Origin of the sequence: Paraburkholderia xenovorans LB400 (assembly GCF_000013645.1) — a bacterium.
In the GTDB taxonomy this organism is placed as follows: Bacteria; Pseudomonadota; Gammaproteobacteria; order Burkholderiales; family Burkholderiaceae; genus Paraburkholderia; species Paraburkholderia xenovorans.
The window spans coordinates 206,614-231,662 of sequence record NC_007953.1 but is presented as its reverse complement, the minus strand read 5'-3'; the positions used below and the strand labels follow the sequence as shown (position 1 = coordinate 231,662).

The following is a 25,049-nucleotide window of genomic DNA, read 5'->3' as shown; positions in this document are numbered from 1 at the left end:
TCGCCGCTGCATCGGCAAGCTCATCGGACCGATATGGTTCACCCGATGACCGCCCCCAGCGCTTCCGGCGTCGCCCCCCAACGAGCTCCCTCCCCTTTTTCGGCTCTGCCCTTGAACAACGCGCGACGAATCACGCCGCCTCCAAGCCCACGATTCCCTGAACGACCGAGTCCCAATGATCGATCGCATGCGAGCCGATCACTTCGTCCCAGTACGATTCCGAGCCGAACTGCACCCGCTGCGAATGCAGACGGCGCGTGAACAGTTGCAGGTCGTATTCGGCGGTAATGCCCATGGCTCCAGTCAGCGCATGTGCGGTATTCGCGATGAGCGGTGCCGCGCGGCTCGCCCGCGCTTTCGCAATCGCGGTAGACAGACGATGTTGCGATGTCGATTCGGCTGCACATGCGCGCTGAGCGGCGATATAGGCCGCGGCCGCATGTTCGGCCATCACGCTCAGATTGTGCTGCACGGCCTGAAACTTGCCGATCGATCGCCCGAACTGCTGACGATCGTTCACATGGGTTATCGTCATGTCGAGGACGCGCGCCATCGCGCCAGCCATCGTCGCCGCCGTCACCCGCGCGCCGAGTTCAAGCACCACGCTTTCAGATGGAGCAGGTCCGGACTGCGCCACCTTGATCCGCTGCTCGACTCCGGCGGAAAACGTGATCGTCGCACCGAGCGTGCCCCACTCGTCGTGCGGCTCGACTGTGACGTGATCGATATCGACGAGCCAGATCCCCTCCGACCTTTCCACCAGCACCGAGTCGCACACACAACCGTACGGCACGAACGCCCTATGCGATTGCACATCGTTCAGCACGGCGAGCGCGATGGGGCCACGTGGCGCCTGTATGCCCGCGTCGGCAAGCATCCGGCGCGCCAGCATCGTATGAGCGGCAGGCAGGGGCATCCCGTGGCGTCCAAATGCAAACAGCACGCCCGCGGCTTCGTCCAGCGAAAGACCGGCGCCGCCGGCTGATTCGGCCACCAGCGCGTCGATGAACCCCAATTCGTCCAGTTGTTGCCACAAGTCGCGTCCGGCTTTGCGATCGCGTGCGTTTTCTACTTCACGCACCAGGTCCGGTGTACATCGGTCAATGAGTACCGGCTCGATCGAGTCGGTCAGCATGTCGTCCATCAGGGTCTCCTTATCCTTATCGCAGTCCGAGCCCGCGCGCGATCATGCCGCGCAGGATTTCGCGTGTGCCGCCACGCAGCGAATACGACGGCGCGACCTTTGTCACGTACGCCAGCGTGTCCGCGAGATCGCCATCCGGACGCTGAAACGGACGAGCGCCCAGCGCATCGGCAATGACGGCCGGTATCGATTGCTCGAAGCTCGTGCCGAGATCCTTGACCAGCGCCGCTTCGGTCGCAGGGCTCGCGCCGTGCGCGAGCCGGCCGGTCACCGACAGCGACAGTTCACGCAACGTCGACAGTTCCGCGATCAGCGCGCCAAGCGCGCGGCGGTCGCTACGGGCAACCTCATTCCCGGCGAGCCCCGCGACGCGCAGCGTACGCAGCCACTCTTCTAACAGCACGACGCTCGAATAAATGCGTTCGGGGCCGCTGCGCTCAAACGCCAGCTCGGCGGTGACCTGCTCCCAGCCCGCTCCCTCGGTGCCGATCAGCGCATCGTCAGCGAGTTGGACATCGTCGAAGGTGACCTCCGAGAAGTGGCGATCGCCCGCGAGATCTTCGATCGGCGCGATGTGAACGCCGGGTGCGAACAGATCGACAATCACTTGCGACAGTCCGCGATGCCGGTCCTCAGGCGTGCCGGAAGTGCGGACAAGCGCAATCATGAAATGCGACCGATCGGCATTGGTGGTCCAGATCTTTCGACCGGACAGACGCCAGCCGTTCCCGGTGCGCTCGGCGCGCGTGCGCACGCTCGCGAGGTCAGAGCCCGCGTTCGGTTCGCTCATTCCGATGCAGAAAAAAGCCTCCGCAGCGCAGATACGCGGCAGGTAAAACGCCTTCTGCGCCGAGGTACCGTACCGGGCGATCAGCGGACCGCTCTGGCGGTCGGCAATCCAGTGCGCCGACACCGGAGCGCCCGCTGCAAGCAGTTCTTCGACGAGCACGAAGCGCGCAAACGGACTGCGTCCGCCGCCGCCATACTCGCGCGGCAACGTCAAACCAAGCCAGCCCTGTTCAGCCAGTGCACGGCTGAAGCTGGCATCGAATTCCATCCATGAACGCGCGCGCGTCGCCGGCGAACGGCTGCCGAGCACCTCGCGCAGAAACGCACGCACAGGCGCGCGCAACGTTTCGTCGGCGGGAGGAATCCAGGTAAGAGGAAACTGATCGATCATGGATTAGCACCCGTATGCGTGAATATGAAACGACGCGCGGCCGCGCCGCGTGCCCGACCCATTATTCGGGGCGACCGGCAAGCAGACGCTTTGCCGTGTACGAGAGCACCCGCTCGTCACGCTGATTGAGCACGTCGACGTGGCTCGTGACGACCGCGCGGTTGTTTTTCGAGGTCGGCTTCACTTCATCGACTTCGACTATCCCGTAGATGGCATCGTTGACGACCACCGGCCCATGCGTTTTCATCGAAAATTCGAGTAACGCGAGGCCGGTGCCCTGCACCATCGTCTGAAACAGCAGACCCTCGATCAGTCCGCTGGTCAACGCGGCGGGCACGGGCCGGCCGCGCATCGCGCCATGTTCATAATCGGCATCGATAAAGATGGCTTCCAGCATGCCGGTAGCCGAAATGAAATTGACCAGGTCGCTCTCGGTGACCGTACGCCGGAACGTGCGAAAGCGTTGACCCGCGTGAATTTCCTGCCAGTAAAAACCACGGCCGAGCAGTTGCAGATCCTGCGATGAATTCATGTCTTCTCCTGGGTGTTGGCGATACAGGCGGGCAGACAGTGGCCGCCCCTCATTTGTTCTGATTCTAGAATTTCGTTCGTATATCAGCAACGCAAAATGTCGGCCCAAGCGCATATTTTTTGCGCAATCACGTTTTAAGAATTGATTTTATTGAATATTTTTTCAATAACCAAAAATCCAGGGTTAACGCCGACCAACGTTTTGATCTTATTTTCGAACAGTAATGATAAATTCAGAACAACCTTCCGGTGCGAGCGACCTGCCGGGGACGCTCCTACGAGGTCGGGACACCGGCTAGAAAGATAGCAACCATCTTGCATGGGACCGCGGTAAGCGCCGAAGCGCTAACTGCGGTCGACAGGAGACAGGCGAAAGATGAACACGAATACCCAGGCAACGCAGGAGCTAGCTGCGGCCCCCAGAACATGGCAGCGTTCAGCCCGCGCTATCTTTGCGGGCAGCGTTGGAAATGCGGTGGAATGGTTCGACTGGTCGGTGTACACCGCCTTCGCCATTTACTTCAGCAAGCAGTTCTTTCCCGCGGACAACGACACCGCATCGCTGCTCGCCACGTTCGCGGTATTCGCTGTCGGTTTCGGCATGCGGCCGCTCGGCGGCTGGGCCATCGGCGCCTTTTCGGACCGCTTCGGACGACGCAGCGCGCTCACGATCACCATCGTGATGATGGCGGGGTCCTCGCTGCTGATTTCGTTTCTGCCCACCTACCGGACAATCGGCGTACTCGCACCGATCGTCATGACGGTCCTGCGCATGTTGCAGGGCTTGTCGGTCGGCGGCGAATATGGCGCGGCCACTACCTTCCTCGCCGAATCCGCACCGGCCGGCCGGCGCGGATTTCACGGCAGCTTCCTGTTTTTCAGCATCGCAGCGGGCCTGTTGCTGGCCTCCGCGCTGGCGTGGGGCATGACGCACTTCATGTCGCGCGCCGCGCTCGAGGACTACGGCTGGCGCATCCCGTTCTTCATCGGCGGCTGCGGGTCGCTCCTGGGTTTCTGGATGCGTCGCAACGTGCCCGAAACCGTCGCATTCGAAAAACTACGCCGCAAGGGACGCATCGAACCGCGTTCGCTGTTGTGGACGTGGAACCATCATCGCGGTGCGGTGCTCCGCCTCGTGGGTATCAGCGTGCTAGGTGCGTTCAGTTTCTACCTGTTCATCAGCTTCATGCCGATCTATGCGATCCGCCACGCGGGCGCGATTCCCGGCGACGCCTTCGCGGCAAGCACCGCCAGCATTGCCATCTTCATGATCGCGCAGCCGTTCTTTGGCGCGCTGTCGGACCGCATCGGACGTCGCCCGCAACTGATCGCATTTGCCGCTGCGTATCTGGTGTTTCTGTATCCGGTGGTCACATCGATCGGGCCGGGATTCCAGTCGATGTTGCTGGTCGAATGTTTTGGCTTGCTGACATACGGATTCTATTCGGCAATCGCACCGTCCATCATGGCGGAGTTGTTTAGCACCGACGTGCGCGGTGTGGGCATCGGTGCGGCGTACAACCTCGTGGTCGCGCTGCTCGGCGGCACCACGCCATATCTGATGACGTGGCTGCAGTCGATTCATCGCGAGGGCTGGTTCCTGGCCTACGTGTGTGCGGGCGCAGCCGTCAGTCTGATTACGTACTGGCGGATGCCCGAAACGCGCGGCATCGAACTTGAGTGAGCACGGCCGCCCGGCCGTGCGGAAAACCGCCGTTTGAAACGAGGTGCAGAATGCAGGAATCGTCGAAACAGTCCCGGCAAAATGATGTTGCGGGTTCACGACTACGGCCGCTCGAAGGTATCCGTGTGCTGGATCTCTCCCGTGTGCTGGCCGGGCCGTGGTGTACCCAGAATCTCGCCGATCTGGGCGCACGGGTCATCAAGATCGAGCGGCCTGGCGCCGGCGACGAAACCCGCTCCTGGGGGCCGCCATTCCTGCGCGACGCCGGCGGGCGCGACACCAGTGAGAGCGCGTACTATCTGTGCGCGAATCGCAACAAGCAGTCGGTGGCCATCGATATCGGTTCGCCTGAAGGCGCGGCACTGGTGCGCGAATTTGCGAAAACCTGCGACGTGCTGGTCGAGAACTTCAAGGTGGGCGGTCTCAAAAAATATGGACTCGACTATGAGAGTCTCGCCGAACTGAACCCGCGTCTCGTGTATTGCTCCGTGACGGGCTTCGGCCAGACCGGGCCGCTTTCGAAGCGCGCCGGTTACGATTTTCTCGTGCAGGGCATGGGCGGCCTCATGAGTATCACCGGCGAACCCGACGACATCCCGGGCGGCGGTCCGGAAAAAGTCGGCGTAGCGGTGACGGACCTGATGGCCGGCATGTATGCGACCACAGGCGTACTGGCCGCGCTGATGGAACGCGCCAGGAGCGGCCGCGGCCAGCACGTCGATATTGCGTTGCTCGACTGCCAGCTCGCGATGCTGGCCAACCAGTCGATGAACTATCTGACGACCGGCATCGCGCCGCGCAGGCTTGGCAATGCGCATCCAAACGTGGTGCCCTACCAGACCTTCGCGACGAACAACGGTCACCTCATCCTCGCGTGTGGCAACGACGGTCAATTCCGCGCGCTCTGCGGCGCGATGAACCGGCCGGAGCTCGCCACGGATGTCCGGTTCGCGACCAACAGCGCGCGTAGCGTGAACCGTGCCGATCTGATTCCCCTGCTCGCGTCGCTGTTCGCCACCCGCAGCAATGACGAATGGATCACCACGCTCGAAGCGTGCGGGGTGCCGTGCGGCCCGATCAACGATATCGCGCAGGCATTCGAGTCCGAGCAGGCGCGCCACCGGAATGCGGTGCGCCATATGGCACATCCGCTGGCCGGTAGTGCACCGACGGTCACGAGTCCGCTGCGGCTGTCGGCGACACCCGTCGAATACGTTCAGCCACCGCCTCTGCTTGGCGAACATACGGCCGCCGTGCTGCACGATCTGCTCGGGATGGAACCCGCACAGATTGCCGGATTGTCGCAGGCCGGCGTGATCGGCGTACCGTTCGTTGCCGACGTGCACGAAGAGGCATAAGGGAACGGCATGTCGACCCCTGACGAGTCCGGGCGCGCTGGGAGCGGGATGTATAATCTGCGGTCCATTTTCCCCTCCTCTTCCTCAATGCCGAGCGACGCCGAAGAACACGATTCCGACTTGCCGGGTACCTCTCCGGGTCCGCGTGCGACGGCGCGTATCGTCCAGGTTTTGCGCATTCTGGCCGAGCAGCCGGAGGGAGCCACGCTCACTCAGTTATCCGGACTGTGTGCAACGCCGAAAACGAGTTTGCTCGCACTGCTGCGGGCCCTGACATTCGAACAATACCTCGTGCATCAGGACGGAAAATACACGCTCGGCGTCGAGGCATTCAAACTGGGGGCGGCGATTGTCGCACAGCGGCGTTTTCCCGAACTGGCGCGTCCGGTCATGAAACGGATCGCGCTCGAAGCGGGCGAAACCGTGCTGATCGGGCAACTCGCCAGCGATCGCCCATCGCTCGTCTATGTGATGACCGAAGAAAGCCGCAAGGCGATCCGTTTCATTGCGGGACTCGGCGAACGCCGCGAACTGTATTCGTCATCGGGTGGCCGCGTGCTGCTGGCCAACATGTCCGCGGAACAGCGCGAGCACTACTTCAAGTCGGTTAAGTTTGTCGCCCACACACCCTTCACCGTGACGAACAAGCGCGAAATTCGCCGCATGATCAACGAAGCGGAAGAGACTGATATAGCCGTCACGGTTGACCAGAGCTCGATCGACGTCGTCGGTTTCGCATCGCCGATTCGCGACGAAACCGGCTCGGTGATTGCGGTTCTGGTGATGGGCACGCCTAGCAGCCGTGGCATTCCGCAGATGGACCGCTTCAAGGCGCTCATCCACGAAGGTGCCAACGAAATTTCGGCGGCGCTTGGCTATCGGCCGGCAGGGCGCCCCGTGCCGCCGTCGATCCGGCACCTGTAGCCTCCGGATCCCCTGGTACCCGAAGATGGTGTGCTGCCGGCTTTCTTCGCGCCTGAAATCGTCGGGCGTCAGCAGATCACAGACGCTTTCCGGCAAACCTTTGCTCCTCTGGCATTCCTTATCCAGCACTGCGCAGCCGGCCTGATCGCAATTGAAGGGAATCGGGCCCGAGCGAATTGGTCGGTTAGCGAGTGGTTTCGCACCATTGGGGTACGCCTGCGCGAGCCTCTCAAGCCGCCCATCAACGGAAAACGGCCCGAGCGCAAATGCGCTCGGGCCGTCAAGTGTCGTCCTGCTCGTCGTGCCGTCCGGTTCCCTGAGAAGAACCTTGACCGAACGGCATTAACCTGGGACTGGCTTTTTACTTCTTGATCCAGGCATCCGTCCATGCCCAGCCTTTACCCGGCTCATAGGCGGGCGGCGCCTGACTGCACCAGCCGGCGTACGGGAACGGCTTGCACTGATAGAGCTGACCGTAGTTGAGCACCAGCTCACCAGCCTTGTACTCCGTACCCGCCTTGTAGGCCGGATAGGCTGGGCCGGCCGGTGTTTCGCCGGCTTTCACCGTCACCGTGTAGCTCGCCGTACTGGACAGCTTGTTCTGCGTGTCGTACACCGACAGCTTGATGGTGTACTGCGCGCCCACTGTGGCATTGGCAGGCGCCGTCAACCGGACGCTCGGCGTTTCGGCATTCGAGCCCAGCTGCGGCGGCACGGTCCACAAGTAAGTGGTCGGCGTACCGTTCGGGTTGACCGATTGCGCTCCGGAAAGCTCGATGGTCGTGCCCGCCCTGATTTCAACCGGACCGCTGATTTTGGCCTCCACCGGCTTGGGCGCCACCGCGCGCTCCACCTTCAGCGCCAGGGTCGCCGTCGCGCTACGCTGCCCCTTGACGCTCGATGCGAGCACCTTGAGCGTGTAGTTGCCGTTCTTCACGTCAGCGGACAGGTTCCAATCCGCACCGCTGCCCGATACGACCTGCTGGCCCGACGTATCGGTGAGCGTCCAGCTATAGGTCGCTTCCTCGAAGTTCGCGTTCGCCTTGTAGCTGGCTGCCCCGCTGCCGGTCACGGTCGTGCTGCCCGTGAGCGTCACGGCCGGCGCGATCGCGGTCACCTTCGTGGTCGCCGTCGCCGTCTTGCCCGCCGCGTTCGTCACCTTCAGCTCGAACACGCCCGTGCCGGTGGTGCCCTTCGGTACGATCGCCTCCGCATCGGCACGATCACCGTTGCGCAACGTGAACGGGCCCGACACCACGCGCCATTGATACGTGATCGCCTGCCCGTTCGGGTCGCGACTTGCGCTGCCGACGAGCGGATACGCAAACCCGGTGTCGTTCGTCGCCACCACCGTGCGGTCCGCGCCCGCGTTGGCCTCCGGTCCGGGAAGCGCTACCGTGCGCTCAACGGTCAGTTTCTGCTGCGCGCTCGCGCTCCGGTCGCCGGCGCCGTTACGTGCGTCAAGCGACACCGTGTACGTGCCCGCATCCAGACCCACCGGCGTTTTCCATTGCGCCCCGCTACCCGTCGCCGCCTGCTTGCCGGCAGCGCTGGACAGCTTCCAGGAGTAGGTCGCGCCGTCGAAGTTCGCATTCGCGCTGTAGCTCGCCTGCTCGTTGTCCTTCACCTGCTGCGTACCGCCGCTGATCGTGACCTGCGGCGCCACCGCGGTGACCTTGACCGTCGCCTTCGCCGTCTTGCCCGACTCGTTCGTGACGGTCAGCTCATAGACGCCCTCACCCGTCGCATTCTTCGGCACGACCGCCTGGGCCTTGGCCTGATCCGCATTGCGAATGCCGAACGATCCGCTTGCCACACGCCATTTATAGGTCAGCTTTTCGTCCGCCGGGTCGCGGCTGCCCGTCCCGTCCAGCGCATAGGTCTGTTCAACGCTGCTCGCGACGACTGTACGCGCGCTCTCGCCCACATTAGCTACGGGCAGCGCATCACTCGCCACCTTCAGATGGACCTCTGCGAGAATCTTCCTGCTCGTGGCGCTGCTCCTCTGGGCCTGCAAGGGCAAAAACCCATCGTAAGTACCCGCGGACAGATTGGGATTGTCGGCCGCCAGGTATTCCAGCCGCAATGTGCTGTACTCACCGCTGGCACAGCCAATCGTCGACTGCATCGCGCGGCGTGAGCAAGCGGTAGCGCGATAGCCGCGCAAGCGCACGACCTCCGCTCTGCCCATCTGATTCTTCAAAGGCAGCTGGATCGACGCATACGGCTCCGTCGTGGAGCCGACCAGTTGCGCCGGCCCTTCACCCGGATAGAGCGCGACATAGCCGTACTGTTCGCCGTCGAAGCGACTGTCGAGCATGTAGTCTTTTTTCGCATTCGCGATGTCGAAACTCAGCCGGGTCACGTCGGGCGAGCTGGCATCGAACGGTACGGTGAAGGGATCATATTCGGAATTCTCCACCCGCACGATCAGGTTTTCCAGTAGCGTGCCCCGGGCGTCGGTAACCTTCAGCGGCAACCATGCCAGCGACGTGGACAACGTCGTTGACGGTGTCGCCGGCGGGACCAGACGGATAAAGAGTTCATCACCCGCAACCGCCTGCGACGACAGATCATGGGCACCGGCTGGGCCCTGGAAGTAAAGCTGATAGCGTACGGCGCCGAGGTCCAGGGTCAACTCGTCCTGACTATCGAGCAGGGCTTCGGAATACGCACCGTGGTGAGTCATCCGGACATCCGGGAAGGGCGCGACGATAGCGCCCGATGCGATGGTACCCACCGACTTGCCAAGAACAAAAGGCGGAATGACCAGCGCGACCGACTTCACATTGCCTTCGCCGACAATGTTGTCGTTTTCCCGCTCGATGAACGGAAGGACGTTTTTGTGGAGTGTGGTCAGGCGTACACCATAGTTTGCGCTATCGCTGCCAGCATAATGCAGCGCGATAATCTCATTGGTAGCGCGCGATAAGACCGGCGAACCCGACGAGCCGGACTGTGTATCGGCGTTGTATTTGATGGTCGTGCCAACACTGGTCACCGCCGCGTGCTTGCCCTCGAACAAGTCACCGATCACCTGGGGCATGAGCCCCCCATTCCCATATTGGGGAATGTAGATTTCGTCGCCCAAGGCATTGTCGCCCAGCGGGCGAATACGCGCGCTCCCGAAGAGTTCCTTCGTATGAGCATGCTGAACGTCGAAATCATTGAGCGACACAAGCGAATAGTCGGTACTGCCGCCATCCCCGATCGCAACGATGCGATCAGTGCGGATGCGCAACGGGTCGTTGGGCTCACTCGTGGTATCGCAGCTGTTTCGGAAATAGTTGAGTTCGATGCCACGGCTTTCGGTCTTCCCAGCCACGCCCAGTGTGACGTGCTGATTGGTCAGCAGGTACCTGCCGTTGCCGACCACCGAGCCCGACCCGCTGCCCATCGCCACGACTGCCGGGAGCGAATAGCGATACATGTCGGTGCCCACGTAACATGCGCGCTGACGGCGCTCGTCATTTCCGATCAGGGCACGCACACTTGCGTTGACCGCCGGCTTCCCGTAGTCCACGTGACTGAGATGCAACTCCCCCAACACGCGCAGTCGCGGCAGGACGGTGCGGATCACCGCCGTGTCGCCGCGTACCGTGACCGGTCCGGTCAGCAGATCTTCAGCACGGTAGGTGGCGACATCCTGTGAAGCGCCGTTCGAGATCTGGACGTAGCCACCCGCGGGCAGCGAGGCCCTGTCGAACGTCAGTTTGAGATAAAGAGAATCGGGCTCGGTTACGGTCGTCAGATAAATCAGATCTGACGGCTGCTGCGGCAGTAAATCCAGATTGTAGTTTTTGCGCTTCGCAGTGGACTCGTCATTCTGCCGGGTGGATGCCGGCTCGTTGTCCGCGGCCCCAGCGTCGACGCTCGAACCGGCGAAGCTCGTGCCATTGTGCAATAGCGCTACCACGGCGCCAGCGATCAGCGTTAACCTCACCAGCCCGGCATTGTTTCTTTTAGACATTGCCATTTCAAGTTTGTATCAGATTAATTAGGGAAGAGGTATTGCCGGCCAGAAGACAGCAAACGCAATGCGCCCGCAAAACTTCCCATTTCACGGACCCTAACTGTAGGAACGCAGCGCATTGTTGACAAAATTTGTGAAGAATTTCTAAGAGATAAATTCGGGATATCTGCTCTGTACGCGTGAAGATGGTCCAGCAGCCGATGGAACAGCCGGGTTTCAAAAGTGCTTGGTGAATGGCGCAGACCGACGCTCGAAGCGAATGAGAAGAAGACAGAAGTTGCGCAGCCAGGCGCTCCACAAGTGCCCCGGCTTCCTTCTCCGTAATCAACCGCTCGCGCGCCATGCGTGCCGGGTTTCCCGGTCGGCGGGCTCAAGACTATTAAACAGTCACTTTCAATTAATTTAATAAGCTAGCGCTGAGTTTATTGGTCTTGTGAGATGTATATCGCTGTTCCAATAATTGACAGTCAACTAACTCCATCCTCCTGCGTTGACATGCCGCTCGCTTTCGCACAGACCGTCGACGCCGGCTTTGCCCAGTTGATCCCCACAGCCACGCGCAGCGCCCGTTGCCCACTGGCGAATGTCAAATGAGCAGAACTCCGGACTGCTGGGTACAGTGCTGGGTGCCGCGCTGGGTACCGTTTACGCCGGCCAGCGACATCTATTCCCCCGCGCTCGCAAACTCGCCTGCGACCAGACGCGAGTCAAAGCCGGCGTTGACCCGTCCCGGCTCTCTGGCGCCGCGCCCCCGCTCGTTCAACCTGCTGATTACCGCGATCGTCGCGCGCAATCGTCAACCGCAAGGTAAATTCAACCCGTGCGCTCTCTGAGCCCCCTCTCATCCGGCCACCCCACCGCGCCCTCCATGACAAAATCGCGACTTATCGAAATCACCCCCGCCACGCATGGCGTCGACATCGACCTCGTCTATGCCACCGGGCGCAACCTGACCGGCAAGCCCATTTACAAGGAAGCTCACTGTCTGCTGCTCGAACCCGCCGAAGCCGGCTTGCGCAACGCAATCGGGATTGCCCGCGACGCCGGTCTGAGGCTGCGGATTTTCGACGCCTACCGTCCGCCCCAGGCGCAGCAGGTGCTGTGGGATTTCCTGCCTGATTCCACGTACGTCGCCGAGCCTGAGCGTGGTTCGAACCACAGCCGCGGCACGGCGATCGACCTGACGCTGCTCGATGCCGGTGGCCACGAACTCGACATGGGCACCGGCTTCGACGCCATGACCATCGAGTCCGAGCACTTCCATCCAGGCTTGCCCGTGCACGTGCAGCGCAACCGCCTGTTACTGCTTGGCATCATGCACGCCGCCGGTTTTGCCCACATCAAGAACGAATGGTGGCATTACGAGCTGCCAGGCTCCCGTGCGCTACCGCTGATCGACGACAGCGAAAGCGGCACGTTGCGTCTCATGTAGTGGCTTTCGACTTGTCCATCCGTGGTTCCGTGGCAGGCTCTACCCCATTCCTTATGGAGCAACTATGAAACTGGTATTGCGCAATGTCCTCGCGGCGGCGGCGCTCGCCTCCGCCTTGACCTGCTCGTTCACAGCGGCTGACCCCGCTGCGGCGGCGACGCCGAAAGACATGTTCGTCATGGCGACGTTCCTCGACGAATTCACCACGCTCGATCCCGGCGAAGTCTACGAGCTGGTGCCGGAAGAATATGTCGCGAATACGTATGACCGGCTGGTGCGGGTCGATCTGAAGGACCCCTCGAAGTTCAACGGCGATGTCGCGCAATCATGGACCGTGAGCCCCGACGGCCTGACGTTCACGTTCAAGCTCCGTGCCGGTCTCAAGTTCCACTCGGGCAATCCGTTGAGCGCCGACGACGTCGCCTGGTCGATCCAGCGCACGGTCCTGCTCGACAAAGGTGCAGCGGCCGTGCTGCAAGGTATCGGCCTGACCAGGGACAACGTGCTTGCCAACGTGAAGAAGGTTGATGACACTACCGTCAGCGTGACGACAGACCGGAAATACGCGCCGACGTTCGTGCTGAACGTACTCGGCGCGTGGCCTGCATCGGTGGTGGACAAGCAGTTGCTGCTCGCGCACCAGAAAGGCAACGACTTCGGCAACGACTGGCTGCGCACGAATGAGGCTGGCTCCGGCGCCTATAAACTCGTTAAGTGGACCGCCAACGACAGCCTCGTGCTGCAGCGCTTCGACGGCTATCGCTTACCGCTCGCGATGAAGCGTATCGTGTTGCGTCATGTGCCGGAAGCCTCCAGCCAGCGCCTGCTGATCGAGAACGGCGACGTCGACGTGGCGCGCAATCTGAGTCCGGACGATCTCGCCGCGTTGACGAAGTCCGGCAAGGCGCACGTGACCGCGGTGCCGCAGGCCACGCTTCTGTACCTCGGCCTGAACGTCAGAAATCCGAATCTGGCAAAACCGGAAGTCCAGGAAGCGATGAAGTGGCTGATCGACTATAACGGTATCCAGAGCAACGTCGCGAAAACCACCTACAAGGTGCACCAGACGTTCCTCCCGGAAGGCTTTCTCGGCGTGCTGAACACAAACCCCTACCAGCAGGACGTCGCGAAGGCCAAGGCGCTGCTGGCAAAAGCCGGGCTTCCGAATGGCTTTTCCGTGACGATGGACGTGCGTAACGGCTATCCGTACAGCGAAATTGCCGAAGCCGTGCAGGCCGATCTCGCCCAGGGCGGCATCAAGGTTCAGATCATCCCGGGCGACAACAAACAGACGCTTGCGAAGTACCGCTCGCGTTCCCACGATATCTATATCGGCGAATGGTCGGCGGACTACATCGACCCGCACAGCAATGCGCAGGGCTTCGCCTGGAATCCGGACAATTCCGACAAGTCGGCCTACAAGATGCTCGCATGGCGCAACTCGTGGGATATTCCTGACCTGACGAAAGAGACCAACGCGGCGCTCGCCGAATCGTCGACAGCGAAGCGCGCCGAGCTGTACCAGACGATGCAGAAACAGATGCTCGCGAACTCCCCGTTCGTGATCCTGTTCCAGCAGGTCTCGCAGGTGGCCGCGCGACCGGGCGTGACGGGGCTCGAAGTGGGGCCGATCAACGACCTCGTGTCGTATCGTGATCTGAAGAAGCAGTAACCTGTGCGGCGAAGGCGAAACGCTGCAGGCTTCGCCTTCGCCCGAGGAACTCATCATGTCGACTCCCTTCACGGCTTTCGAGCGCGTGCGCGCGCTTTCATCTGAAAGCGCCGGCCTGCGCTGGACCTTGCGCGTCATGCGCTGGATCATCACGCTCGTGATCACCTTCACCGGCTTGCTGGCGGTCACGTTCGTGATCGGCCGTAAAGTGCCGATCGACCCGGTGCTGGCGATTCTCGGCGACCGCGCGTCGGCGACGGCCTACGCGGCGGCACGCCTGCAGCTTGGGCTCGACAGGCCGCTCGCCGTGCAGTTCCTGATCTACGTGCGCGATGTGCTGCATGGCAACTTCGGCATGTCGCTGTTGACCGCGCATCCTGTTATCGAAGACATCCAGCGTGTGTTTCCCGCGACGCTCGAACTCGCGACCCTGTCCACCATCATCGGCGTGCTGATCGGTGTGCCGCTGGGCGTGATCGCCGCCGTGCGCCACAACCGCTGGATCGATCACGTTGCGCGCTTTGTCGGCCTCGTCGGCAGTTCGGTACCGGTGTTCTGGCTTGGGCTGATGGGCCTGCTGCTGTTCTACGCGAAGTTGCACTGGGTAGCCGGTCCGGGCCGCGTCGATCCCGGGTTCGACGGGATGGTCGATACGCACACGGGTAGCCTGCTGGTCGATTCGCTGATTGCGGGCGAATGGGACGTGTTCTTCAACGCGTTCTCGCATATCGCGCTGCCTGCTGCGATTCTCGGCTACTACTCGGTCGCCAGTCTGAGCCGCATGACGCGCTCGTTCATGCTGGAGCAGCTCAACCAGGAGTACATCACCACCGCGCGCGCGAAAGGCTTGCCCGAGCGCCAGGTGATCTGGCGTCACGCCTTCGGCAATATCGCCGTGCCGCTTCTGACCGTGACCGCGCTCACGTATAGCAATCTGCTGGAAGGCTCCGTGTTGACCGAAATCGTCTTCGCGTGGCCCGGTATCGGTTCGTATCTGACGGGCGCGCTGCTGAATGCCGATATGAACGCCGTGCTGGGCAGCACGCTCGTAATCGGCGTCACGTTCATCGCGCTCAATCTGCTGACCGACGCGCTCTATCGCGTGTTCGATCCGCGCGCCCGCTGATGTTCCGGAGGTTTCTTTCGTGCTTCCCCCAACCGATCCGTCTACGCAAACGCAGGACTGGCCGATGAATGCCGTGCGCCGGCGATGGCAGGACTGGCTGCTGAGCGACACCCCCGCGTCACGCAAACAGGCCGCGCTCGGCCTCGCTTACCGGCGCTGGCGACGCTTCGCGGGCAATCCGCTGTCGGTCTTCGGCCTTGCGATCCTGGCCTTGCTGATCATCATCGCGGCAATCGGGCCGCTGATCGCGCCGCACGATCCGCTGCAGCAAGTCCTCTCCGACCGGCTTCTGCCGCCGGGTGCCTCGTCGCACTGGCTGGGCACCGACCAGCTTGGCCGCGACATACTCTCGCGTCTCATCTACGGCTCGCGGCTCACGCTGTCAATCGCGATTCTCGTCGTGGTGATCGTGGTTCCGGTGGGCCTTTTGATCGGCACCACGGCTGGCTTCTTTGGCGACTGGGTCGACAACGTGTTGATGCGGCTCACCGACGTGGCGCTCGCGTTTCCGAAGATCGTACTCGCGCTCGCTTTCGCGGCCGCGCTAGGGCCCGGTGTCGTCAACGCGGTAATCGCCATTTCGATTACGGCCTGGCCGGCCTATGCGCGTCTCGCGCGGGCGGAGACCCTGCGGCTCGTGCAAGCCGATTTCATTCACGTCGCGCGGTTGCAGGGGGCGTCGCGGACGCGCATCCTCTTGCGCTATATCGTGCCGCTGTGCTCGTCGTCGGTGATCGTGCGCGCGACGCTCGATATGGCGGGCATCATTCTCACCGTCGCGGGTCTCGGATTCCTCGGCCTCGGCGCGCAACCGCCGAGCCCCGAGTGGGGTTTCATGGTCGCGTCGGGCCGCAACGTGCTGCTCGATTCGTGGTGGGTGGCCACCATTCCGGGCTTTGCGATTCTGCTGGTGAGCCTCGCGTTCAATCTGCTCGGCGACGGTCTGCGAGACGTCTTCGATCCGCGCCATGGAAACTGACATGCCAGCCGACATGATCCAACCCCTGTGTGAAATAGACGACCTGCGAATCGGCTTTCACGGTCACGACGGCGCATTGACCGAAGCCGTACGCGGCCTGTCGCTGACGCTGCATCGCGGCGAGCGGCTTGGCATCGTCGGTGAATCCGGTTCCGGCAAATCGCTGACCGGGCGTGCGCTGCTCGGCCTGCTGCCGCCCGCGGCACAATATCGCGCGAAGGCGATGACATTCGATGGTCAGGATCTGCTGTCGATGTCAGCGCGCAAGCGCCGGCAACTGTGCGGCCAGCAGATGGGCATGATCCTGCAGGATCCGAAATATTCGCTGAACCCGGTGATGACCGTCGCGCAGCAGATGCGCGAAGTATTCGACCTGCACGGCCCGAAGCTCGGCCGCCGCGAGATGCGCGAACAGATCATCGCGGCGCTGGCAGCGGTGCATATCCGCAATCCGGAGCGCGTGGCCGACGCCTATCCGCACGAGTTGTCGGGCGGCATGGGGCAACGCGTGATGATCGCCATGATGGTTTCCTCCGGGCCGCGTCTGCTCGTCGCCGACGAGCCGACCAGCGCGCTCGACGTGCTCGTGTCGATGCAGGTGCTCGGAATTCTCGACGAGATGATCGAAAAGCACCATACCGGCCTCATTTTTATCAGCCACGACCTGCCGCTCGTGATGTCGTTCTGCGACCGCGTGGTCGTGATGTTTGCGGGACGCGTGGTGGAAACCTGCGCGGCACGCGATCTCGTCCACGCGCGGCATCCCTATACGCGAGGGCTGCTCGCGGCGAGCCCGCCGCTGATCGATCCGCCCGATCAACTGCCCGTGCTGAAGCCGGACCCAGCGTGGCTCACGCAACCGGCAGGAGCGTCAGCATGATCGACGTCGACGCATTGACGGTCCGCTTCAGGACCAGGACCGGTTACTTCGACGCAGTACGCGAGGCGAGTTTTCATGTCGGCGCAGGAGAGGTGTTCGGGCTGGTCGGCGAATCGGGTTCCGGCAAATCGACGATCCTGCGCGCGTTGACCGGACTCGCCCCCCTCGCCGGCGGCCATATGAAGATCGGCTCGCATGGGCCCGGAGAGAAGATCGACCGCTCTTTTCGACGCGACGTGCAGATGGTTTTTCAGGATCCGTACGGCTCACTGCATCCGCGTTTCACAGTTGATCGAGCCTTGCGCGAACCGCTGACCATCAACGGCATCGACCGGCAGGACGAACGCATCGTCGACGCGCTGCGCGAAGTCGGGCTGGGTCCGGCGTATCGCTTCCGCTATCCGCATCAATTGTCGGGTGGCCAGCGGCAGCGCGTCGCGATCGCACGGGCGCTGATTGTCGAACCGCGCGTGCTGCTGCTCGATGAGCCGACATCCGCGCTCGATGTGTCCGTGCAGGCCGAGATTCTCAACCTGCTGCGACGGCTTCATCGCGAGCGCAATCTGACGATGATCCTCGTGAGCCACAACCTGGCGGTGGTCGGCTTTCTCTGCTCGCGCGTCGCGGTCATGCGCAATGGCGAGATCGTCGAGCAGCGCGATATCGCGTCCATTCGCGCGCGACAGGTCGAGCATGAGTACACGCGCAACCTGCTGCTTGCGACCACGGGCTATCGGCGCAACGCCGTTCAGGCCACTGGCACAGACGCAGCGTTATAACTGCGCACGCGGCGGCGTGGAGCGGTCATCCAATCTGTCCGTTGTCTTGCGCGCGCGCCGCAGTCAGCGAAAGGAAACGGAAGTGACAGATGCGGGCAGCCTCTGCGTACCGAGGCACGCCCGGAAACGACCGCATCTCTTCGAAAATGCGATGCCCTGAACGGATATACCTGACGCGAGAAATCCTTTTCCCTGCGCGGCAATGCTCCACCTGTCGAGGCGTAAGCCGCTTACTCCGTCAGGGCACAGGGCGGCCGCCCTGACGGACCGGCCCAGGAAATCTTCTGCCCATATTTCTGCCTGATCGGCCAGAGCAGGCGGCGGCCCTTGTCGAGACTAACGTTGTCGGGCCAGCTATTGAGCGGCGCGAAACGCTGCTGGCCCCGGCCGGCACCGCCACGGCCGTCGCCGCCACGGCCGTCGCCGATGCGGTACGTGCCGGCACTGTGCCACGCCATGCGGATGAAAAGCGGACCGTAGTGACCGAAGTCTGCGAGCCACCAATCCTGCGAATCGGTCATCAGCGCCGCGAGGTCTTTCTTCACCGCGGCCAGATCGAGGCTTCGGAACGCTTCGGCGTAGTTGAAACTGCTATCCATCGGGTCAGACCTGGCGGACTGCTGGCTGAGCAGATCCAGCCGCAACTGCCGGGCGTCGGCTATTGACGTGCCGCGAACGGCCTTCGAGACTTCGATCCTTCCAATTGCTTCGAGGACGATTGCACTTCGAGTGGAACGATCGAGGTCACTCAAATGCGTCGCGAAACCTGAAGAGGTGCCGACGGTTACCACCCATACTTCATTTCGACACCGACATAATCCGAATTGCTGCCGCCCGCATTGCGGATCGAATCCCCCACCTGGAAATGCACCGCTTCAACCGAACCGGTCAGGTTCGAAGCAATCGTCCAGTCCGCCCTCAGTTGCACATACATGCCGGTCCAGCGCGAGCCATGCCCGGCCGTGCCCGGAACGACCGCGTTGGCCTGCTGGTAGACGGCATCTGCCGTCGTCTCGCGCCACTGGAATCCCAGCGCTCCGAGCAACGACAGCTTGCTTGTCGGCCTGAGTGTGATGGACGGCTTGACGTGGACGAGGTTGGCATATCCCGTGTACCCCGCGAGCGTAAAGTAGTATCCGTTCGGAAACAGCGGGTTGAAGGTCTCCACACGCCCATCGCCCGGATGCCGGTCTCCTGATGCAGCATCGATCTGCACGCCTACCCGCGGCGCCCCTGGCAGATCCAGCGTATAACCGGCGAGCGAGCCCACCGCCCATGCGCCGATCGTTCTGGTGCCCACGTGCCCGCTCTGGAACATCGATTCGACGTCCCAATCGGTGCGGCCAGTCTTTCCTGTGTACCGAAGATCGAAGACATCCCGATGTTCGTCGCCCGTTGCGTCCAGAAATCTTGCATTGCTGCGGTTATATCGCGAGTAGTAGCCGGACAGATCGCCGGGACCGACCTCCTGACGTTCGAAGCGCACCCCGCTGAACGTGAGATGCCGGTTGGACACATCGTCGAACACCGTGGTGTTCCGGTACTGCACCGGTTGCGTCGCGTAACCGATGAAGCGCCACTTCTGATACTCGTAATCGGCCCAGATGGCATCGTATGCCTGCCGTACGTTCGGGCCGTCGCGAACGGAAATGAAACGCTGCAGGTCGAACGCCATCTCCTGACGGCCAATGCGCAATTTCACCACCCCAGGCCCCAGCGGGCTGACCCACGCAACGAATGCCTGCTCCAGATCGAGCGGGTTCTTGTCGACGGAAGACACCGCGTCCTTGCCGAACGCTCTCGCATCGGCCAGCTGGACGAAGAATTGCAGGTGCTGGCCGATACGCGCGTCGGCGCTGACCTGCGCCCGCTGGATCAGATAAGTATCCGCATGCCCCGAGCCGATACCGAAGAGCAGCGCATTATTGGTTTCGAGGCGTTCGCGCAGGTTGGCGCCGAGCGACAGGTACGAATCCGGATCGCCGCCCAGCCGGATGTACTTGAGACTATCCAGCGGCTGCCGGGGCACGCATGGATTGGCAAGCACTGACCAGTCCTCCTGCCAGCGGTTGAACAATACCACCGGCCGTTTTGCGGTACAGGCAGACGCCGCCTCGTCCACTGCGGCCGTTTCGTCCGTCTCTGCGCGTGCGCCGTCGCTTGGTCCGAAAGCGAGGCCGGCGACGACGATCGAAAGATATGCAACAGCCTCCTTACCTGCAATCGGCTTCGGCCGGACCCACGTCATGTCGTCTCCGTGTCATGAAGAAAATCACGCGATACGATGCTCGGCTCGCATCCTTGAGAACAATCCTGCATGCTGAAGCAACATCTGACGCGCTGACCGCTGTACCTGCGCTGGCCTGCGCCAGGCCCGCCACCGCACCGCCAGCGGACCTTCAGAACATCGGGAACATTCGAACGGCCGTGCAGCGCGATCGCCTGTCCCGCGCCTCGTCTGTCCCGCCTACTCGCTGGAATCCCCCGCCGTAGCGGAGGCCGTTACACCAGGATGTCTACCCGACGTGGCGATGGCAAGCCACGTCAAGACGGCAAACGGCAGCAGCAATGCCCGGAACGCCACATGCCGCTAAGCCACGGCACCCGCGATCGCGCCGGTAGCGAATGCCAGAACGGCCGGCAGTATCTTGCCTATGCGCGCTCGCGCGGCAACCTTTATCCCGGGTGGCGTTTGCGGCGACAACATATCGGTCATGTCGGGCACGACCTGCGTGACGTTGCCCGTCATCACCGTGTCAGGCATGCCGGGACGCGACACCAGCCGGCTGTGAGCATTCTGTACGCCCATTGCCGCAGCGCCGACCATCCCGCAGACAATGACGGACGCACCGTCTGCATGAACGACTGGGGACACGCCGACGCCAGCGAGGCAAAAGGCCAGCGTCAAGGCAGCCTGGACAGCATAAAGAACGCATGCTGCGCGGCTCGGTGTCGCTCCTTGCATACTCCTTAAGAGAACACTGCTCACCACCACCCCCGCGATAAACGCCGGCAACGCCATCAGCTTCATGAACGCGCGCTGCCCGAATCCGGCCACCTCGGCGCCGATCAGCACGAAGTTCCCGGTGACGTGGGCAGTGAACACGCCGAAGAGCGCGACAAAGCCAAGGGTGTCCACATAGCCTGCAATGGCCGCGAGTATGCTGTCTTCGGATTTCATCGATCGCCTCCCGCCCGGCCGCGTGGGATCGCAGCGAGCTGGCGCGGCGCGCGAGCGACGCGCATGAGCGCGATGCGGACCGCACCGCCGCGCACCGCTCCGCACAATTACTGTGCTGCGGCATGAACTTCGGCGATGTAGCCGCCGGGGAACTGCACGAGCGCGGCCTCCCGCCCATCTGACGTGAACGGCTGAACCAGCACCGTCACGCCCGCCGCCTGCGCCTTTTGCAACGTGTCGGCAAGGTTCGCCACCTCGTAGCCCGTCATCTCGCGGCCGAACGGATAGGGCAGATGGCCGTCCGTCACGAGCACCGTCATCTTGCCGAAGCCCGACTCGACGCGCACGCGCCGGTAGGTGTCGTTGGGCCGGCCGATTTCGGCACCCGGCGCGTTGCGCTCGTCCGAGACGACCTTGCCATGCGAAAAGGCGACGAAGTTGCGGATCAGCGAATCGGCCCGTTCGGGCGACACGTAGACGCGGTTCTCGGGAACCGTCTGCAGCGGATCGTAGCTCGGCGCCTGGTTATGCCAGTAGAGCTGCATGTGCACTCCGCCGGGCCACGCGATAATCGCATCGCGGCCAATCGGGTCCGGGAACGTCGCAACCGTGATGTCGGCGCCGTGCGCCCTTGCCGACCTGACTGCCGCGTCCATGTCGGTCACGAGGTAGCCGGTGCGCTCGTCACCGAAGGGGTAGGGAATCGGCGTCTTGAAGCCGAACACCGACAGCGTGCCGACCGGCGTGAAAACGAGCTGCGACATCGTCTGGCTCGGCGTCGGCGTTACCTGGAAGACGCCCTGCCGCGACTTGTGGCCGCCGAAGGTCGCCACCAGGCTGTCGGTAAACCGGTCGAAGTCCGCCGGCGCCACATAGACATGCGTGGTGTCGTACTGCGGCCCGACCGCGAGTTGCGGACCACCTGGTGGCCTGGCCGGCGCAACGGACGATGCAGCGAGACCGACGGCAATCAGCGTCGTCACAATCAGGGAACGAAGCTTACGCATGATGGTGAGGATCCTTTAAGGGTTTTTCTGAACACCGGCCGTGCCGGCGGATTGTTTAACGCCAGCAACGCATGTCGCCATGACGAGAGCAGCGAGCAAGCCGAGATGCTCGAAGAAGGAGTTCAACGCCATGAAGCGTGCACTGCCCAACTGGTTCCAGAAGTCGTTGGCGACGAACATCGCGACCATGGTCAGCACGCCCAGCCCGCCCGCGCCCAGCCATACCAGGCGGTCGGCAATCACACAGACCGACCCGCCAAGCTCGACGACGATCGCGAACACGGCCCATAGCCAGCCGGGATGCAGGCCAAAATGCTCCTGCTCCAGGACCGCGGCATGAAAGTTAGCAAGCTTCGCAAGACCGCCGATCACATACGCGGAAACCAGCGCCATGCGCACCAACGGCAATAGCCATGGCTGGACGAGGATCGCATCGACCCAGCGCGGGTTCTGTCGCGCGCTGCTGCTCACGTCAAACCGCCCAGCAGGCGCCACCCGGCGCGCCCCGAAAAGACAGCCAGCACGATGCGCGGCTTGCCGATGGCATTCACCCGGTCGGCAAGCCGCGGGCGTTCCGAGGTATTCATCGAGGTCCGATCGATGATGTCCGCTTGAGCTTGAGACATCGTTCTCTCCAGGCTGAGTTAAGGAGACGCGACCTCGCATGTCGACGCCCCTGTCACGCTACAGGTGCAGTACGCGCTATCGACAACGCCGGCCATATCAATCTCGGAGAAGAAATAGTATTGGACCTCTTCAGTCAAATAAATAGAATGAATGGAATACAATTCATTCTGATTTTTCCATTCGCCCATGCATCCACTTCCCGACTTTGAAGCCTGGGCCATCTTCGCCCGGGTTGTCGATACCGGCTCCTTCGCCAAGGCCGCCGAGTCGCTCGCGATGTCCCAGCCCACCATATCGAAGGCCATCAGCCGCCTCGAGCAGCGGCTCGGTACCGCCTTGCTGTACCGCACATCGCGCCGGCTTTCGTTGACGCCCACCGGCCGGATGGCGATGGAACGTGCCATCCGCATCATGAATGAAGGCGAAGCGGTGGAAGCCGAAGCATCCGCGCAGGCCGCCACGCCGCACGGAACAGTGCGGGTCGCGGCTCCCATGTCGTTTGGCCTCAAATACCTCACGCCGCTCGTTCCTGCATTTCTCGACCGGTATCCGGACGTCAACATCGAGCTTGCTCTCGACGACACCCTGGTCGACGTGGTGGCGGACGGGTTCGACGTAGCATTACGGATCGCCGAACTCGCTGATTCGTCATTGCGCTCACGCCAACTCTGCGCCGTGCGCCGGCCACTGGTTGCAAGCCCAGGCTATCTGGACCGCCACGGTCGTCCTCGCCACCCACGCGAGCTGGAACACCACGCCTGCCTGATCTACACCAATCTGCCGACACCCGGGTTATGGCGCTTCAGTCACGCAACCGAGGGAGAATGTGCCGTGCCGGTCAAGGGAAAAATGTGGAGCAACAACGCGGAGGCGCTGGGTCCCGCCCTGCTCGCAGGACATGGCCTCGCACTACAGCCGGAATTCGTCGTCTGGGAGGCGCTCAGCCGCGGCGAACTGGAGGAAGTCCTGCCCGAATGGCAAATTGCCAGGATTCACCTCAACCTGATCACGCCACCTGGCGTCCTGCGGCCGGCACGCGTGACGGCGCTGCTGGACTACCTCGGCGAATGTCTCGCCAGCACACCCTGGGCACACACGAATGATTCCCCCTTCCCGGCAAACGCGGAGGGTCGCCCGCCTGGCCAGCGTCGCAGCCGGACATGATCCGCGGCACCGCTAACCTGAAACCGGAGGTGTCGAGGTCAGAAACCACCTCACTTCTCTTCACCTCGCACAACCGCAGTGGCGGCGTATCTACTTCGATATCGGCGCGGGCACCGGCGCGCGCACTTCGTGCTTGTCCCTCACACGCTGCGCGGCCTTGTGGACCATCGTGTACGCATAGTCGACGCCCATGCCGTATGCGCCGGAATGCTCCCTGACGATAGCCATCACCGCATCGTAAGAGTCCTTGTGCGCCCAGTCGCGTTGCCATTCCAGCAGAACCTGCTGCCACGTCACGGGCACGACGCCCGCCTGGATCATGCGCTGCATCGCATAGTCGTGCGCCTCTTTCGACGTGCCGCCGGACGCGTCGGCAACCATGTAGATTTCATAGCCGCCCTCATCCATCGCACATAGCGCAAAGGTGTTGTTGCATACCTCGGTCCACAGGCCCGATACCACCACTTTCTTGCGGCCATTCTGCGCGAGCGCGTCACGCACCTTCTGATCGTCCCATGAGTTCATCGACGTGCGCTCAAGCAGCGGATGCCCGGGGAACACGTCCAGCAATTCGGGGTAGGTATAACCAGAGAAGCTCTCGGTTTCGACCGTCGTGATGGTAGTGGGAATATTGAATACGCTGGCCGCCCTGGCGAGGCCGACAACATTATTCTTCAATACCTGGCGGTCAATGGATTGAACGCCAAACGCCATTTGGGGTTGCTGGTCGATGAAAATGATCTGGCTGTTAGCGGGAGTCAGAACTTCAAGCTTCGGGTTGCTCATGGTGTGATCCATCCGCGTTTCGATAGAAGAAAGACATCGCCCGCGCCCACGCTTCCGGCGAGGCGGATCGCTGTGGTCAGCCCGATGGCATGTCAAGGAGCCAACGCGCTACACAGTTTATGCTAAGGATCCCTTTCAATGAAGAATAACTTCCAGTTCTTCAGCCGTAACATGACTGGAGTATTAAAACGCTCTGCGATCCTTAAAATTGGTTATATAGGCAGATTCCGTCACGGTCCAGTTTGATACGGCACGCACGCGGGTATCCGGCCGGCTGATGAAGTATCGATAAAGAAATGGAATAGGTACATTTCCAGAAATGCGGTTTTCGTAAAGCCGGCCATTTCCTCTTTCATTTATGCTTTAAACCCGATACTCTTTTGCGTGCCAGCAGTCATTGGCGCGGTGGAACGATGCACTCAGAATCCAGCCGTCAAAGGAACGTGACATGTCGCCTGTTCCGTTTGCTGTTTGCAGCCCTGGTGTTCGCGTAGCGTGGATTCCACCGCGGATCATGCGCCGCGCGATCCGCGTTGCCCGCATGGCGCTCACCACATATTCGCCCCTTCATTCCCATCAATCCGCCATCAGGCGTGGGGACCCTGCAGTCGCCGTTTCCTAC

20 protein-coding genes and 2 pseudogenes are annotated in these 25,049 nt (G+C 62.2%); 11 read left to right on the top strand and 11 right to left on the bottom strand.

Annotated features, from left to right (window positions below; all coding sequences use genetic code 11):
• Positions 1–130: 130 nt before the first annotated feature.
• The 3 genes from BXE_RS37765 to BXE_RS37755 all read right to left on the bottom strand — a co-directional run bounded on the left by BXE_RS37765 (position 131) and on the right by BXE_RS37755 (position 2,856).
• Positions 131–1,144 carry an acyl-CoA dehydrogenase family protein gene (locus BXE_RS37765; RefSeq protein WP_011493392.1) on the bottom strand — a complete coding sequence of 338 codons (1,014 nt, stop codon included), beginning with the start codon at positions 1,142–1,144 and terminating at the stop codon, positions 131–133.
• Positions 1,145–1,160: 16 nt separating this feature from the next.
• The gene (locus BXE_RS37760; protein WP_011493391.1) at positions 1,161–2,324 is read right to left on the bottom strand and encodes an acyl-CoA dehydrogenase family protein; all 1,164 of its coding nucleotides are present in this window, start codon (positions 2,322–2,324) and stop codon (positions 1,161–1,163) included.
• A gap of 61 nt (positions 2,325–2,385) precedes the next feature.
• A complete protein-coding gene (locus BXE_RS37755; RefSeq protein ID WP_011493390.1) occupies positions 2,386–2,856 on the bottom strand; it encodes a MaoC family dehydratase in 471 nt (156 codons plus the stop codon).
• A gap of 375 nt (positions 2,857–3,231) precedes the next feature.
• On the opposite strand from BXE_RS37755, the gene BXE_RS37750 reads away from it, so the two are divergent.
• From BXE_RS37750 to BXE_RS37740, 3 genes are all read left to right on the top strand, one after another.
• Entirely contained in the window at positions 3,232–4,539 is a 1,308-nt protein-coding gene (locus BXE_RS37750; RefSeq protein WP_011493389.1) for an MFS transporter, read from the top strand.
• Positions 4,540–4,589: 50 nt separating this feature from the next.
• Complete coding sequence (locus BXE_RS37745) at positions 4,590–5,897, top strand: CaiB/BaiF CoA transferase family protein (protein ID WP_011493388.1); 1,308 nt, start codon at positions 4,590–4,592, stop codon at positions 5,895–5,897.
• Between the two features lie 120 nt (positions 5,898–6,017).
• Positions 6,018–6,821: an IclR family transcriptional regulator gene (locus tag BXE_RS37740; RefSeq protein ID WP_233518871.1), complete on the top strand. Its 804-nt coding sequence runs from the start codon at positions 6,018–6,020 to the stop codon at positions 6,819–6,821.
• 361 nt (positions 6,822–7,182) lie between these two features.
• On the opposite strand, the gene BXE_RS37735 is transcribed toward BXE_RS37740, so the two are convergent.
• Positions 7,183–10,791 carry a PKD domain-containing protein gene (locus BXE_RS37735; RefSeq protein WP_040123576.1) on the bottom strand — a complete coding sequence of 1,203 codons (3,609 nt, stop codon included), beginning with the start codon at positions 10,789–10,791 and terminating at the stop codon, positions 7,183–7,185.
• 593 nt (positions 10,792–11,384) lie between these two features.
• On the opposite strand from BXE_RS37735, the gene BXE_RS37730 reads away from it, so the two are divergent.
• From BXE_RS37730 to BXE_RS37700, 7 genes are all read left to right on the top strand, one after another.
• Entirely contained in the window at positions 11,385–11,627 is a 243-nt protein-coding gene (locus tag BXE_RS37730) for a hypothetical protein (protein ID WP_148223090.1), read from the top strand.
• Between the two features lie 35 nt (positions 11,628–11,662).
• Complete coding sequence (ddpX, locus tag BXE_RS37725; RefSeq protein WP_040123578.1) at positions 11,663–12,226, top strand: D-alanyl-D-alanine dipeptidase; 564 nt, start codon at positions 11,663–11,665, stop codon at positions 12,224–12,226.
• 64 nt (positions 12,227–12,290) lie between these two features.
• The gene (locus tag BXE_RS37720) at positions 12,291–13,898 is read left to right on the top strand and encodes an ABC transporter substrate-binding protein (RefSeq protein ID WP_011493381.1); all 1,608 of its coding nucleotides are present in this window, start codon (positions 12,291–12,293) and stop codon (positions 13,896–13,898) included.
• A 55-nt stretch (positions 13,899–13,953) separates the two neighbouring features.
• Positions 13,954–15,024, top strand: coding sequence for an ABC transporter permease (locus BXE_RS37715; protein WP_011493380.1), 1,071 nt, complete (start codon positions 13,954–13,956; stop codon positions 15,022–15,024).
• A gap of 64 nt (positions 15,025–15,088) precedes the next feature.
• Positions 15,089–16,003: a nickel transporter permease gene (gene nikC / locus BXE_RS37710; RefSeq protein WP_011493379.1), complete on the top strand. Its 915-nt coding sequence runs from the start codon at positions 15,089–15,091 to the stop codon at positions 16,001–16,003.
• Position 16,004: 1 nt separating this feature from the next.
• Positions 16,005–16,883: an ABC transporter ATP-binding protein gene (locus BXE_RS37705; RefSeq protein WP_040123579.1), complete on the top strand. Its 879-nt coding sequence runs from the start codon at positions 16,005–16,007 to the stop codon at positions 16,881–16,883.
• Positions 16,880–17,662, top strand: a complete 783-nt coding sequence (locus BXE_RS37700; protein WP_011493377.1) for an ABC transporter ATP-binding protein — start codon at positions 16,880–16,882, stop codon at positions 17,660–17,662. The genes BXE_RS37705 and BXE_RS37700 overlap by 4 nt, the downstream gene beginning before the upstream one ends.
• Before the next feature lie 269 nt (positions 17,663–17,931).
• Here BXE_RS37700 and BXE_RS37695 read toward each other — a convergent pair.
• The 6 genes and pseudogenes from BXE_RS37695 to BXE_RS46140 all read right to left on the bottom strand — a co-directional run.
• Positions 17,932–18,366: pseudogene (locus BXE_RS37695) on the bottom strand (peroxidase family protein); the annotation flags it as partial.
• Between the two features lie 80 nt (positions 18,367–18,446).
• Positions 18,447–19,910, bottom strand: coding sequence for an alginate export family protein (locus BXE_RS37690; RefSeq protein ID WP_011493376.1), 1,464 nt, complete (start codon positions 19,908–19,910; stop codon positions 18,447–18,449).
• Positions 19,911–20,252: 342 nt separating this feature from the next.
• Positions 20,253–20,843 (bottom strand): YoaK family protein, encoded by a 591-nt coding sequence (locus tag BXE_RS37685; protein WP_011493375.1) that lies wholly within the window; start codon positions 20,841–20,843, stop codon positions 20,253–20,255.
• A 107-nt stretch (positions 20,844–20,950) separates the two neighbouring features.
• Positions 20,951–21,850 carry a hypothetical protein gene (locus tag BXE_RS37680; protein ID WP_011493374.1) on the bottom strand — a complete coding sequence of 300 codons (900 nt, stop codon included), beginning with the start codon at positions 21,848–21,850 and terminating at the stop codon, positions 20,951–20,953.
• A 15-nt stretch (positions 21,851–21,865) separates the two neighbouring features.
• On the bottom strand, positions 21,866–22,321 hold the full coding sequence (locus BXE_RS46145) for a DoxX family protein (protein ID WP_040123581.1): 456 nt from the start codon (positions 22,319–22,321) through the stop codon (positions 21,866–21,868).
• A 44-nt stretch (positions 22,322–22,365) separates the two neighbouring features.
• A pseudogene (locus tag BXE_RS46140) lies at positions 22,366–22,455 on the bottom strand (hydrolase); the annotation flags it as partial.
• A gap of 208 nt (positions 22,456–22,663) precedes the next feature.
• Here BXE_RS46140 and BXE_RS37670 point away from each other — a divergent pair.
• Positions 22,664–23,641 carry a LysR family transcriptional regulator gene (locus BXE_RS37670; protein WP_011493372.1) on the top strand — a complete coding sequence of 326 codons (978 nt, stop codon included), beginning with the start codon at positions 22,664–22,666 and terminating at the stop codon, positions 23,639–23,641.
• Positions 23,642–23,731: 90 nt separating this feature from the next.
• On the opposite strand, the gene BXE_RS37665 is transcribed toward BXE_RS37670, so the two are convergent.
• Positions 23,732–24,427, bottom strand: coding sequence for a hydrolase (locus BXE_RS37665; protein ID WP_040123780.1), 696 nt, complete (start codon positions 24,425–24,427; stop codon positions 23,732–23,734).
• Positions 24,428–25,049 lie beyond the last annotated feature (622 nt).